Annotated in this window: 8 protein-coding genes; all 8 read right to left on the bottom strand. The window is 61.9% G+C overall.

Features of this window, described 5'->3' with window-relative positions; genetic code table 11:
• Nucleotides 1-2: 2 nt before the first annotated feature.
• Nucleotides 3-770 carry an SDR family NAD(P)-dependent oxidoreductase gene (locus tag AC3IQ7_RS02195; RefSeq protein WP_489208242.1) on the bottom strand — a complete coding sequence of 256 codons (768 nt, stop codon included), beginning with the start codon at nucleotides 768-770 and terminating at the stop codon, nucleotides 3-5.
• A gap of 134 nt (nucleotides 771-904) precedes the next feature.
• Nucleotides 905-2,482, bottom strand: a complete 1,578-nt coding sequence (locus tag AC3IQ7_RS02190; protein WP_489208241.1) for an aldehyde dehydrogenase (NADP(+)) — start codon at nucleotides 2,480-2,482, stop codon at nucleotides 905-907.
• The gene (gene araD1 / locus AC3IQ7_RS02185; protein ID WP_489208240.1) at nucleotides 2,479-3,471 is read right to left on the bottom strand and encodes an AraD1 family protein; all 993 of its coding nucleotides are present in this window, start codon (nucleotides 3,469-3,471) and stop codon (nucleotides 2,479-2,481) included. The genes AC3IQ7_RS02190 and araD1 overlap by 4 nt, the downstream gene beginning before the upstream one ends.
• Before the next feature lie 12 nt (nucleotides 3,472-3,483).
• The gene (locus AC3IQ7_RS02180) at nucleotides 3,484-5,226 is read right to left on the bottom strand and encodes an IlvD/Edd family dehydratase (RefSeq protein WP_035823649.1); all 1,743 of its coding nucleotides are present in this window, start codon (nucleotides 5,224-5,226) and stop codon (nucleotides 3,484-3,486) included.
• Nucleotides 5,227-5,421: 195 nt separating this feature from the next.
• Nucleotides 5,422-6,492 carry an aldose epimerase family protein gene (locus tag AC3IQ7_RS02175; protein WP_489208239.1) on the bottom strand — a complete coding sequence of 357 codons (1,071 nt, stop codon included), beginning with the start codon at nucleotides 6,490-6,492 and terminating at the stop codon, nucleotides 5,422-5,424.
• Between the two features lie 17 nt (nucleotides 6,493-6,509).
• Nucleotides 6,510-7,457: a glycoside hydrolase family 43 protein gene (locus tag AC3IQ7_RS02170; protein WP_489208237.1), complete on the bottom strand. Its 948-nt coding sequence runs from the start codon at nucleotides 7,455-7,457 to the stop codon at nucleotides 6,510-6,512.
• A 25-nt stretch (nucleotides 7,458-7,482) separates the two neighbouring features.
• Nucleotides 7,483-8,835, bottom strand: a complete 1,353-nt coding sequence (locus tag AC3IQ7_RS02165; protein ID WP_489208236.1) for an MFS transporter — start codon at nucleotides 8,833-8,835, stop codon at nucleotides 7,483-7,485.
• A 109-nt stretch (nucleotides 8,836-8,944) separates the two neighbouring features.
• Complete coding sequence (locus AC3IQ7_RS02160) at nucleotides 8,945-11,602, bottom strand: TonB-dependent receptor (protein ID WP_489208235.1); 2,658 nt, start codon at nucleotides 11,600-11,602, stop codon at nucleotides 8,945-8,947.
• Between the last annotated feature and the right edge of the window lie 331 nt (nucleotides 11,603-11,933).

Raw genomic sequence — 11,933 nt, 5'->3', positions numbered from 1 at the left:
GCTTAGATCCAGCCAGCATCCACAATGAATTCCTGGGAGGAACACATAGCACCATCGTCCGAGGCGAGGAACAGCACCATGGCGGCGATGTCCTGTGGCATCAGCTTGCTTGGCAAGCACTGGCTTTTCTTGATTTCCACTTCCGCCGCGTCGTCGACCCACAGATCGATCTGGCGCTGCGTCATGACCCAGCCCGGTGTGACCGTGTTGACGCGGATATTGTGGGCGCCATAATCGCGCGCCAGGCCCCGCGTGAGGCCCACGACGGCCGCCTTGGTGGTGGCATACACGGGATAGCCGCCCGACTTCATGTGCCAGGAAATCGAGCTGACATTGATGATGGAACCGCCGCCCTTGCGCTTCATGCCCTCGAAAACGGCCTGGCAGGTGAAGAACATGGGACGCTGATTGATCGCAATGCGCTCGTTCCAGTACTCCAGCGTGACGTCCTGCGCCTGGTGGCGCTGGTCGTTGGCGGCATTGTTGACGAGGATATCGAAGTCACCCAGCTTGCCGGCCAGTTCGGCCATGACGGCTTGCAAGGAGGGAATATCCGTGATGTCGCAATGACGGAACAGTGGCGCCGCCAGACCCGCTTCGGCCAGGCGGCGGCACAGGGCTTCGCTCGCTTCCACGGCAATATCGACAAACGCCACCAGCGCGCCCTGGGCGGCAAACTCCGCCACCAGGGATTCGCCGATGCCGCTGCCGCCGCCCGTGATGAACACGCGCTTGCCCTCCAAGCTGCCATATTTCGCCAATTGCTTCATCTTGTCTCCACCTGTGTATTTTTTATTTTTACCAATAAAACCGTAGCGAGCGGCAACGAGTTGTGGCCGAGACGCGGAACTGTGCGCATGCACAGTGAGCATCACAGGCCGCAAATCGCGCCGCGCAGTAGGTTTTAGTCTTTGCCCAGCACGCCATCGTGACGGCGCCAAATCCCCAGCGGATTATCGTCGCGCAGCGACTCCGGCAGCAAGTCCTGCAGCAGGTTCTGGTACGACACGGGGCGCAGGAAGCGGTTGATGGCCGCCGTGCCCACCGACGTGCTGCGGCCGTCCGACGTGGCCGGGAACGGGCCGCCGTGCACCATGGCCGTCGACACTTCCACGCCCGTCGGGAAACCGTTGGCCAGGATGCGGCCCACGCGGCGTTCCAGCACGGGCAGCAGGCGGCGCGCGTCTTCCAGGTCGCCGGCATCCATCTGCAGGGTGGCCGTCAGCTGGCCTTCCAGGCTTTCCGTAATCTCCAGCAACTGTTGCATGTCGCGGCAAGCCACCAGCAAGGAGGCCGGACCGAAGACTTCGTCGCGCAGATCGTGCTTGGCCAGGAAGGCCTCGCCCGAAGTGACGAACAGGGCCGCGGCGCCCTTGCCTTCGTCGCCCGTGTTTTGCACCAGCGGCGTCACGTCGGCGTGCTGCGCCAGGGCGGCAACGCCCTTGGCATAGCTGCTGGCTATGCCGGCCGTCAACATGGTGGCGGCCGGCGCCGGCGCCAGCGCGTCGGCGGCAGCGGCGGCAAAGGCCGTGAAGTCAGGGCCTTCCAGGCCCAGCACGAGGCCGGGATTGGTGCAAAACTGGCCCACGCCCATCGTCAGCGAAGCGGCAAAACCGCTGGCGATCGCCGCGCCACGGGCGGCCAGGGCTTGCGGCAGCACAAACACGGGGTTGATGCTGCTCATTTCCGCATACACGGGGATCGGCTGCGCACGTTCCGCCGCCACCTTCATCAGGGCGATGCCGCCCGAACGCGACCCCGTAAAGCCAACAGCCTGGATGGCTGGATGGGCCACCAACGCCTGGCCGATGCCATTGCCCGTGCCCGTCAGCAAGGCGAACACGCCGGCCGGCAGCTTGCAGATGGCAATCGCTTTGACGATGGCGCGCGCCACCAGTTCCGACGTGCCAGGGTGGGCCGAGTGGGCTTTCAGGACGACAGGGCAGCCGGCAGCCAGGGCCGAGGCCGTATCGCCGCCCGCCACCGAGAAGGCCAGCGGGAAGTTACTGGCAGCAAACACGGCGACGGGGCCCAGGCCAATCATGCGCAAGCGCAAGTCAGGACGCGGTGGCGTACGGTCAGGCAGCGGGCTGTCGATGCGCGCATCCGTCCACGATCCTTCGCGCAGCAAGCCGGCGAACAGTTTCAATTGACCCACCGTGCGGCCACGTTCGCCTTCCAGGCGCGCGCGCGGCAAGCCGCTTTCCGTCATGGCGCGCACGATCAGGTCGTCGCCCAGTTCGCCGATTTGCGCGGCGATGGTGTCCAGAAAATCGGCGCGCTGCGCATCCGTGGTGGCGCGGAACGGGTCGAATGCGGCTTGCGCCAGACGGCAAGCCTCGTCGATTTGTGCTACGTCAACCATGTGGAAGGCGGGCGCGATGTGGGCGCGCGCGGCCGGGTCCCAGGCTTCGAAGGAGCCGCCATTGCCCTTGACGGCGACGCCGCCGATCAATGCATCACCGGTGATATTGAAACTCATAATGTGCTCACTTTCGCAAATTCGGTTGGGAAGACGTCGAGGCGGTTGCGCAAGGCAGGGCCAAAGGCCGGCGCTTCGATTTCAAAGGTTTCGCCCGGCGCCACGCTCACGCCATCGGCAAAGCTTAACGTTGCCGTGCCGAAGAAGTGCACGTGCACGTCGCCAGGGCGCTTGAACAGCGGATACTTGAAGTGATGATGTTCCAGGTTGGCAATCGTGTGCGACATATTCTCTTCGCCGCTGACAAATGCCTTTTCCCAGCGCACATTGCCTGCCGCATCGAGCACGCGCGAGGCACCGGCGATATGCACGGGCAATTCGCCCACCAGCAGGGCCGGGCCCACGCTGCAGGCGCGCAGCTTCGAGTGGGCCAGGTACAGATAGTTCTGGCGTTCCGTGATGTGGTCCGAGAATTCATTGCCGATGGCGTAGCCGACGCGATATGGCTGGCCGTCATCGCCGATCACGTACAGGCCGGCGATTTCCGGCTCTTCGCCGCCATCGAGGGCAAAGTCCGGCATGCGCAGCGGCTGGCCGCCAGCGCGCACGATGGAGCCGTCGCCTTTATAGAACCATTCTGGCTGGGCGCCAGCCGTGCCGTCAGCCGGCTTGCCGCCTTCCACGCCCAGGCGGAACATTTTCATGGAGTCGCTCAAGGATTCCGCGTCGCCGCCGATCTTCTTGTGCATGGCGTCGCGCGCGCCGGCGCTGCCCAGGTGGGTCAGGCCCGTGCCCGTCACGTAACAGTGCGCTTCATCGGCGTGGTCGAGCGGCGCCAGCAGGCGGCCGCTGGCGGCCACATCCGCATACAAGTGCGTGGCGTTGCCAACAGTGGCATTGACCAGCTCCGCCAGGTTGACCTTCTTGCGGATGGCGTCTTGCGCCAGCGCATAGGTCGTGTTGTAGCCTTCGATGACGCGGATCTGGTCGTCTTGCAGCAGGCCGACGAGGCGCCCGCCGTGTTCATTCGTAAATTGCAGCAACAGCATGATTCTCTCCGCTTAATGTGAGTGGCGCGGCACGGCGGAACCGCGATTGCCGACCAGAAAGTCGAAATCGCAGCCTTCGTCGGCCTGCAACACGTGTTCGATGTACAGCTGCTGGTAGCCGCTCTTCGGTCCGGGCGCGCTGCCCAGTTCGCGCTTCGCCAGGCGCTCGGCGATTTCCGCATCGCTGATGTCGATGTTCAGGCTGCCGTTGTGGCAATCGAGGGCAATCATGTCGCCATCCCGGACGATGCCCAGCGGGCCGCCGGCCATGGCTTCCGGCGCCACGTGCAGGACGACGGTGCCGTAGGCCGTGCCGCTCATGCGCGCATCCGAGATGCGCACCATGTCGGTAATGCCTTGCGCCAGCAGTTTCGGCGGCAAGCCCATATTGCCCACTTCGGCCATGCCCGGATAGCCTTTCGGGCCGCAATTCTTCATCACCAGCACAGAGTTCGCGTCCACATCGAGATCCGGATCAACGATACGCGCCTTGTAATGTTCGAAATCCTCGAACACGACGGCCTTGCCGCGGTGCTGCATCAGATGCGGCGAGGCGGCCGACGGTTTCAGCACGGCGCCGCGTGGGGCCAGGTTGCCGCGCAGCACGCAAATGCCGCCATCGGCCAGCAGCGGGTTGTCCAGCGTACGTACCACCTCGTCGTTGTAGATCGGCGCTTCGACGCAGTTGTCCCACAGCGACTTGCCGTTGACGGTCAGCGCATTCTTGTGCGGCAGCAAGTCGCCCTCGCCCAGGCGGCGTATCACGGCCGGCAAGCCGCCCGCGTAGTAAAACTCTTCCATCAGGAAACGACCCGACGGCAGCAGGTCGACGATGGTCGGCGTGCCGCGGCCTACCTTGGTCCAGTCTTCCAGCTCCAGGGGCACGCCGATGCGGCCGGCAATGGCTTTCAGGTGGATCACGGCGTTGGTCGAGCCACCGATGGCGGCGTTGACCTTGATGGCGTTTTCAAATGCTTCGCGCGTCAGCACTTTCGACAGGCGCAGGTCTTCATGCACCATTTCGACGATGCGGATGCCCGACATGTGCGCCAGCACGTAGCGGCGCGAATCGACGGCGGGAATAGCCGCGTTGTGCGGCAGCGAGGTGCCCAGCGCTTCCGCCATGCTGGCCATGGTCGAGGCCGTGCCCATGGTGTTGCAGGTACCGGCCGAGCGCGACATGCCCGATTCGGCCGACATGAACTGGTGCAAGGTGATGGAACCGGCCTTCATCTGCTCGTGCAACTGCCACACGGCGGTGCCGGAACCGATGTCCTTGCCGTTCAGCTTGCCGTTCAGCATGGGACCGCCGCTGACGACGATGGTCGGGATATCGACGCTGGCAGCGCCCATCAGCAGCGCTGGCGTGGTCTTGTCGCAGCCGACCAGCAGCACGACGGCGTCCATCGGATTGCCGCGGATCGATTCTTCCACGTCCATCGACGCCAGGTTGCGCGTCAGCATGGCCGTCGGGCGCAAATTCGATTCGCCGTTCGAGAAGACGGGGAATTCCACGGGGAAACCGCCCGCTTCCAGGATGCCGCGCTTGACGTGCTCGGCCAGCTGGCGGAAATGCGCGTTGCAGGGGGTCAGTTCGGACCAGGTATTGCAGATGCCGATGATGGGCTTGCCATGAAATTCGTGGTCAGGTATGCCCTGGTTTTTCATCCAGCTGCGGTACATGAAGCCATTCTTGTCCTGCGAGCCGAACCACTCGGCCGAGCGCAGGGCTACCTTCTTTTTTGTCTCAGACATGCCATTCTCCTGGTTGTGCCATGCCGGATCTAAGGTCGTCGGCCCGGGCAGCGATGTTGGAATACTAAAGAATCCTGCCATGCCTTTCCAATCAATTTTTAATGCGTTCCGATATCGAAAACGGTATCAGCAGGTCCCAATGAAAACGCCCTGCGGGCGCGTGGCGGCAGGGCGTGGGCTGTTTTGGCAGAGAGCTTACTCGGCGGAAAAGCGGTACACGGTTTGCGTCCGATATTCCTTACCCGGACGCAAGATGGTGTTCGGAAAGTGGGACTGGTTCGGCGCATCCGGGAAATGCTGGGTCTCCAGGCATAGCGCGCTGCGGTAGCTGTTGGCGCGCAGCTTGCCGGGCTGGCTACCGTCGAGGAAATTGCCCGAATAAAACTGGACACCGGGCTCCTGTGTGTACACCTGCATCACCCTGCCCGATTGCGGATCGCGCACGGTGGCGGCCAGGTTCAGCCCGTTATCTGCCTGTTTATTCAGCACAAAGTTATGGTCGTAGCCGCGGCCGATGCGCAGTTGCTCATGCGGCAGGGCTATGCTGTCGCCGATGACGGTGCTCTGGCGCAAGTCGAACGGTGTGCCGGACACGTCCGCCAGTTCGCCCGTGGGTATCGACCCCGCGTCCACGGGCAGGTAGCGGTCCGCGTTGATGGACAGCTCATGGCCGAGGATAGTGCCCTGCCCCGCCAAATTGAAATAGCTGTGGTTGGTCAGGTTGATCGGCGTGGCCTGGTCCGTGACGGCATGGTAGCGCAGGCTCAGCGCGTTGTCGTTGTCCAGTTCGTACACGACGGTAACGTCCAGCTTGCCAGGGTAGCCGTCTTCGCCGTGCGGGCTGCTGCGCGTGAACGTGACGCCAACGACATCACCCCGGGTGAACGGCTTGGCCTGCCACATGACCTGGTGAAAGCCCTGGTTGCCGCCGTGCAAGTGATTCGGCGCGTTATTGACGGCAAGCTGGTAATCCTTGCCATCGAGGCTGAAACGTCCCTCGGCGATGCGGTTGCCGTAGCGGCCGATGACGGCGCCGAGAAAAGCGCCGTTGGCCAGATACGGTTCGATGCGCTCGAAACCGAGCACTACGTCGGCAAAAGTGCCGTCGCGGTCCGGCACGTGGATTTCGCTGATGATGGCGCCAAAGTCGAGCACCCTGACTTGCATGCCCTGGCGGTTCGTCAGGGTAAATACGCTGACGGGCTGGCCATCAGGCAGGGTGCCGAACGGCGCTTGCGTCACTGAAACAGAATCAACTGGGGTCATGGCGTCGGGTCCAGGTTTTACAGGGTCGATGAGCGGCCGAACACGGGCATGCCTTGCGCATCCCAGCGCAGCGGTTTGACAAAGGTGTGGCGGTCCGGGTTCCACAGCGGGTCGCCGACGATTTCCGTGTAGGTGCGGGCATGGTACACCAGCAAAACGCCGTCGCCGTCGTCGGCCGTCGTAAAGCTGTTGTGGCCGGGGCCGTAGATGCCGTGCTCATAGCAGGTGGCAAACACGGGCTCGGGCGACTTGCTCCACGAAAACGGGTCGAGCAAGTCGGCGGACTCGTCGGCCCACAGCAGACCCATCGCGTAGTTTTCATCGGTGGCGCTGGCCGAGTAGCTGATGAAGATCTTGCCGTTGCGCTTCAGCACGGACGGCCCCTCGTTGACCCAGAAGCCGCGGATTTCCCAGTCGAACTCCGGCTTGCTCAGCATCACGGGCGGCCCGGCCAGCTGCCACGGCGTGGCCATCGGCGCGATGTACAGGTTCGAATTGCCCTCGATGGCGACATCTTTCTGCGCCCACAGGTAGTACAGCACGCCGTCGTGCGTAAAGGTGGTGGCATCCAGGCAAAAGGTGTCGATGCCTGTATCGATCTGCCCCATGAATTCCCACGCGCCGTCCAGTGGATTCGCATGCGTATTGCGGATCGTATACATGCGGTGCTGGAACAGTTTATGTTTGATCTCGCGGCTCGGCGCGGCGGCGAAATACACATACCAGGCGCCCTGGTTGAAGTGCAGCTCGGGCGCCCACACCAGCTCGCTGTACGGCCCCGTTTCCGGCTTGTGCCACACGTCGACCGTTTGCGCGTCGGCCAGGCCGGCGATACTGTCGGCGCGGCGCAGTTCGATACGGTCGTACTGGGGCACGGACGCCGTAAAGTAATAGTAGCCGTCGCTGTGGCGGTAGATATGCGGGTCGGCGCGCTGTTCGATCAGCGGGGTCAGTACTTCTGTCATGTTATTTACTCCGTTCAGTTATTGCTTAGGCGGCCACAAAACCGCGCTTGTGCATTTCCGATTTGACGCCGCTGTAGTACTCGTCGCTGATGCGGTACTTGAACATCAGCAAGCCCATCAGCAAGTGGAAAAAGCCGGGGATGATCGACAGCATCAGGGCGATGCCGTTCAGGGCGAATTGCGTTTGCTCATGGTTGGGCTGGTAGTCGAAATACGCGAGCAGCACGCCGACCAGGCCGCCCGCCACCGCCATGCCCGCCTTCTGGCACACGGAAATGCCGCCAAAGGCGAAGCCGGAGACGCGCTTGCCCGTTTTCACTTGGCCATAGTCGATGGTCTCGGCGATGGCCGACCAGAACACGGGCGCGTGCAAGTCCACGACAAACGACAGCAGGAAATACAGGGCGAAGGCCAGCACGGTATCGCTCGGTTTTACCAGGAAATAGATCGCCAGGCTGATCAGGGCGACGCCGATCTGCGTGTAGCGGAACAGTTTTACCTTGCAGTAAAACTTGGTGATCCAGGTCGAGGCGATCATGGCCAGGATGGCGGCCACCACGCCCGTGGTCAAAAAGGCGGCGACAGTTTCCGTGCTGCCGCCCAGATAGTATTTCGCGTAATAAATGGCGACGGAACCGCGTACGACATAGCCGATGGTGCCCGTGACGCACACGCCGCACAGCACCAGCCATTGGTCGTTTTGCAGCAGCACTTTCAATTGCGCCAGCAACGATTGCTTTTCCACCACGTGCACGACCCTCTCGGTGGTAGAAAAATAGCAGAACAGGAACAGGGCCACGCCCATGACGGCCATTACGGCCATGGCTGCCTGGTAGCCGACGGCTGGATTGCCGCCGCCCCAGCGCTGCGACAGGATGGGTACGACGATGGTCACCATGAAGGCGCCGATCTTGGCAAAGAACAGGCGGTAGCCGTTGGCCGACAGGCGGTCCTGCGGGTCGCTGGTCAGGCCGCTGATCAGGGAAATGTAGGGGATGCCCACGCCGGCCGTCATGATGGTCATCAAAATATACGTCGAATATGCCCAGATCAGCTTGGCGTCATACTGCCACTCGGGCGTGCTGAAGACAAAGAAGACGCTGACGCCATACGGCACGGCCAGCCACAGCAGATACGGTCGGTAGCGGCCCGAGGCAAAGCTGTAGCGGTCGGTGATCTGGCCCATGACCAGGTCGGCGATGGCGCCGATGACTTTCACGGCCACAAACAGCAGGGCCAGGTCGGTGGTTTTCAAGCCATAGATATCGGTATAGAAAAAGGTGATGATCAGCATCATCGACGAAATGACGACATTGAGCGCCATGTCGCCGGCGCCGAAGCCGACCTTTTCAACGGTAGATAATTTTTGCGTCTCCATGCTTTCCGTCCATTCTTTTTATGATGAATCGTGCGTGACTGCCCAACTGACAGGGGCGTTGCCGGCCGAAACCATGGCAACGCCCTTGATTTTTTACTGTGCGACCAACTTACATTTTCCAGCGCAGGGATAACCCTACCGTGCGGTCATAGCGGCGCGTATCGCGTGCATACACGCCCGGCGTGTTCCAGTAATCCTTGAACTTGGTGTCGAGCAAGTTATTACCATCGAGGGTCACGGTGAACTGGTCGTTGATTTTGTACGACAGCGATCCGTCGAGCTGGGCTGTGGCCGCCACTTTCAGGTCCAGGCCGGGGCCGCCCTGGTTGTAGCTGTCGATGAATTTCGAGCGCCAGTTGTAGGCCAGGCGACCCGACCACGCATCTTTTTCGTACAGCAGCACCAGGTTGTAGGCATAGCGCGATACGCCCGTGATGGCATGGCTGCCCGTCTCGTCGTCCGTGGTACCGCTCATGTAGGTGCCGTTCGCTTGCAAGCCCAGGCCGCTCAACAAGCCCGGCAAGCCGTCATAAAACTGCTGGTAGCCAATTTCCAGGCCTTGCAGCTTGCCGGCCGCCGTGTTGTACGGGCGGTCCACGTCGTAGGTCTTGCCGGCGATGGTTTCGCTGGAAATGCGTTGCTGGATATAGCCGTCGAACTTGTGGTGGAAGACGGTGGCCGTGACGGAACCGGCTGGCGCGAAATACCATTCCAGCGCGGCATCGACATTGTCGCCCGTGACCGGTTTCAAGTTCGGATTGCCGCCCGCGCCTGTCGCCTTGACTGTTTCCGTCGAATTGACGAGGGCCACGCCCGGGTTCAGCTGGGAAAAGCCGGGGCGGCTGATGGTGCGGCCGGCAGCGAAGCGGCCGACCAGGTCAGAGCGCAGCTTGATTTTCAGGGCCACGCTCGGCAGCACGTCGGTGCTGGCCGTGTCGCTGATGACAGGCGTGTAGACGCCATCTTGCGAACTGTTGCCTTGCAGACTTTGCTCGGTGCGCACGACGCGCACGCCCAGGGTGCCGTCGACGGGATATTCGGCCAGCTTGAAGGCGACCTTCGCCTTGGTATAGATGGAATACGTCTTTTCCGTGTCCTTGAAGAATGAGCCTGGGTCCATGGCGCGCGCCGCGCTGCTGCCCGTGACGGCTTCGCGGATCGTGCCCGTGTTATTGAGCAGGAAGCTGGCGCACGGCGTGTACCATTGCTTCAAGCCATAGTCGGGGCCACCGCTGGACATCGGTTCCGACAAGCAATTAAGGCCAGGAATCGACGTCACGCTCTGGCGGCTGAACGGAAACGCGGCACCGGACACGTCCGGTGCTTCCGCATTGCCCTCGAAACTCTTGATCGATTCGGCCTCGCGCTTCACGCCGCGCAGGCCGACGCTGATTTCCTTGAAGATACCGCCGGCACTCGGCGTGTACGCCAGATCGGCGCGCACGTCGTTCGAGCTGCCCTGATCCCGGCCGTAACGGTCGAAAAAGCCCTTCAAATAGTAATTCGACGGGTCTTGCAAATCGATGCCCGTGTAGTCGACGTGCAAGGTACCATTCTGGTTGGTATTGATGCGGGCATTCGGCACGACGGTAATCGCATCGAGAATCGGGTTGCGCCAGGCATAGGTGCTTTTGGTGCTGGCCACTTCCGACGTGAAACGCCATTCCGGGTTGATATCCCACAAGCCGCCCACGGCAAACTGATGCGTCTTCGTCTGGTTCTTGTTCGCCTGCGTCGACATGATGGTGTTGACGTTGGTGGAAGTGAGCGTTTGCAGCTGGTCGGTGCCGGGAATTTTTGTTGCCGACACGGGCGTGCCCCACCATGGCAAGCCGACAAAGTAGTCGGACTCCGCATCGAGCAGGAAGCGCGTGGCCATGCCTTCCGCGTACAGTTCGACGTCGGCGTTCGGGCGCCATTGCAGCACGGCATTGGCGGTGCTACGGCGCCGGTCACCCTTGATCGGCAGCAAGCCCACCTGGTCCGGCCCCGTCAAACCGGGCAACAGGAAACTTTTATCCACAGGCGCCGTATTGAATGCGCGCTCTTCGTGGTAACGGTGCTGCTGCTGCGACAGGCCCAACAGCGCACCCACTTCGCCGATGCCCGTCTTCCAGCGGTTAGCCACCATGCCGCTGATGTTCGGGTCCGTGGCTTTCGATTTGTCGCTGTAGACAGCGCGCGTGTTCACGCTGGCCGTGAAATCCTTGAAGTCGAACGGGCGGTTGGTGCGCACGTCGATGATGCCGGCCACGCCGCCTTCGACCTGGTCCGCGCCCTGCGATTTGTACACGTCCACGCGCTGCAGCATGGTGGCGGGAATGTCGGCCAGGTTGACGTAGCGACCCGTGGTGGTGAACAGTTCGCGGCCATTGAGCAGGGTCGTGACATCGCGCAAGCCGCGGATCATGACGGCGCTCGCTTCGCCCGAATCGCGGCGGATCTGGATGCCGGAAATACGCGCCAGGGTTTCGGCTACATTGTTATCAGGGAATTTGCCGATGTCGTCGGCCACGATGGAATCGATGACCTGGTCCGAGCGCATCTTGATCTGCTGCGAATTCTGCGCCGAGCGGCGCACGCCGCTGACGGTCACGACCGACACTTCCGCAGCCGGCTCGGCACTGGCGTCCGCCGCCACCGCCTCCTGCGCCCAGACCGATGCCGTGCTCAGCAAGCCAATACCGGCCAGTGCCGCAACAGCTGCCTTCAGGGTGAATGGACGAGGGGAAGTGGCCGCGAGCGGGCCGGTGGCGTTGCGCATCATGAATCTCCAGATATTGTATTGATATTTTTTATGTCGCTTGCATGTCGTTCGCATGCTCGGCGTTTATCTTAGGGGCTGGGAGATAATCTCTCCAATCAATTTTTCCACTGTTTCGATATCAATTTTGATATCGGCAGCTGGAAAGACTTTGGAGGTTGCAAAGCGACAACGACAGGGGCGTCAGGAGCGTTTTCGGGTGAGCGACGCGCATGGCATCTCTCGCAAGCTGGCAAGCAGCGATACAGGCCTTGTCAGGCTTGCTGAAGTAATAATGGGGGATACAGCATGCAGCCGCATGGGAATGCCGGCTGGATAAAACAACGGGGGTCTT

It is taken from the genome of Janthinobacterium sp. GL_088 (assembly GCF_057837845.1).
The sequence above is the reverse complement of the archived record's forward strand: the minus strand, read 5'-3'. Positions and strand labels throughout refer to the sequence as shown.

What these genes read in the sequence shown, in the direction of transcription:
- AC3IQ7_RS02195 (WP_489208242.1), bottom strand. Translation starts at nt 770, where the DNA reads ATGAAGCAATTGGCGAAATATGGCAGCTTGGAGGGCAAGCGCGTGTTC.
- AC3IQ7_RS02190 (WP_489208241.1), bottom strand. Translation starts at nt 2,482, where the DNA reads ATGAGTTTCAATATCACCGGTGATGCATTGATCGGCGGCGTCGCCGTC.
- araD1 (WP_489208240.1), bottom strand. Translation starts at nt 3,471, where the DNA reads ATGCTGTTGCTGCAATTTACGAATGAACACGGCGGGCGCCTCGTCGGC.
- AC3IQ7_RS02180 (WP_035823649.1), bottom strand. Translation starts at nt 5,226, where the DNA reads ATGTCTGAGACAAAAAAGAAGGTAGCCCTGCGCTCGGCCGAGTGGTTC.
- AC3IQ7_RS02175 (WP_489208239.1), bottom strand. Translation starts at nt 6,492, where the DNA reads ATGACCCCAGTTGATTCTGTTTCAGTGACGCAAGCGCCGTTCGGCACC.
- AC3IQ7_RS02170 (WP_489208237.1), bottom strand. Translation starts at nt 7,457, where the DNA reads ATGACAGAAGTACTGACCCCGCTGATCGAACAGCGCGCCGACCCGCAT.
- AC3IQ7_RS02165 (WP_489208236.1), bottom strand. Translation starts at nt 8,835, where the DNA reads ATGGAGACGCAAAAATTATCTACCGTTGAAAAGGTCGGCTTCGGCGCC.
- AC3IQ7_RS02160 (WP_489208235.1), bottom strand. Translation starts at nt 11,602, where the DNA reads ATGATGCGCAACGCCACCGGCCCGCTCGCGGCCACTTCCCCTCGTCCA.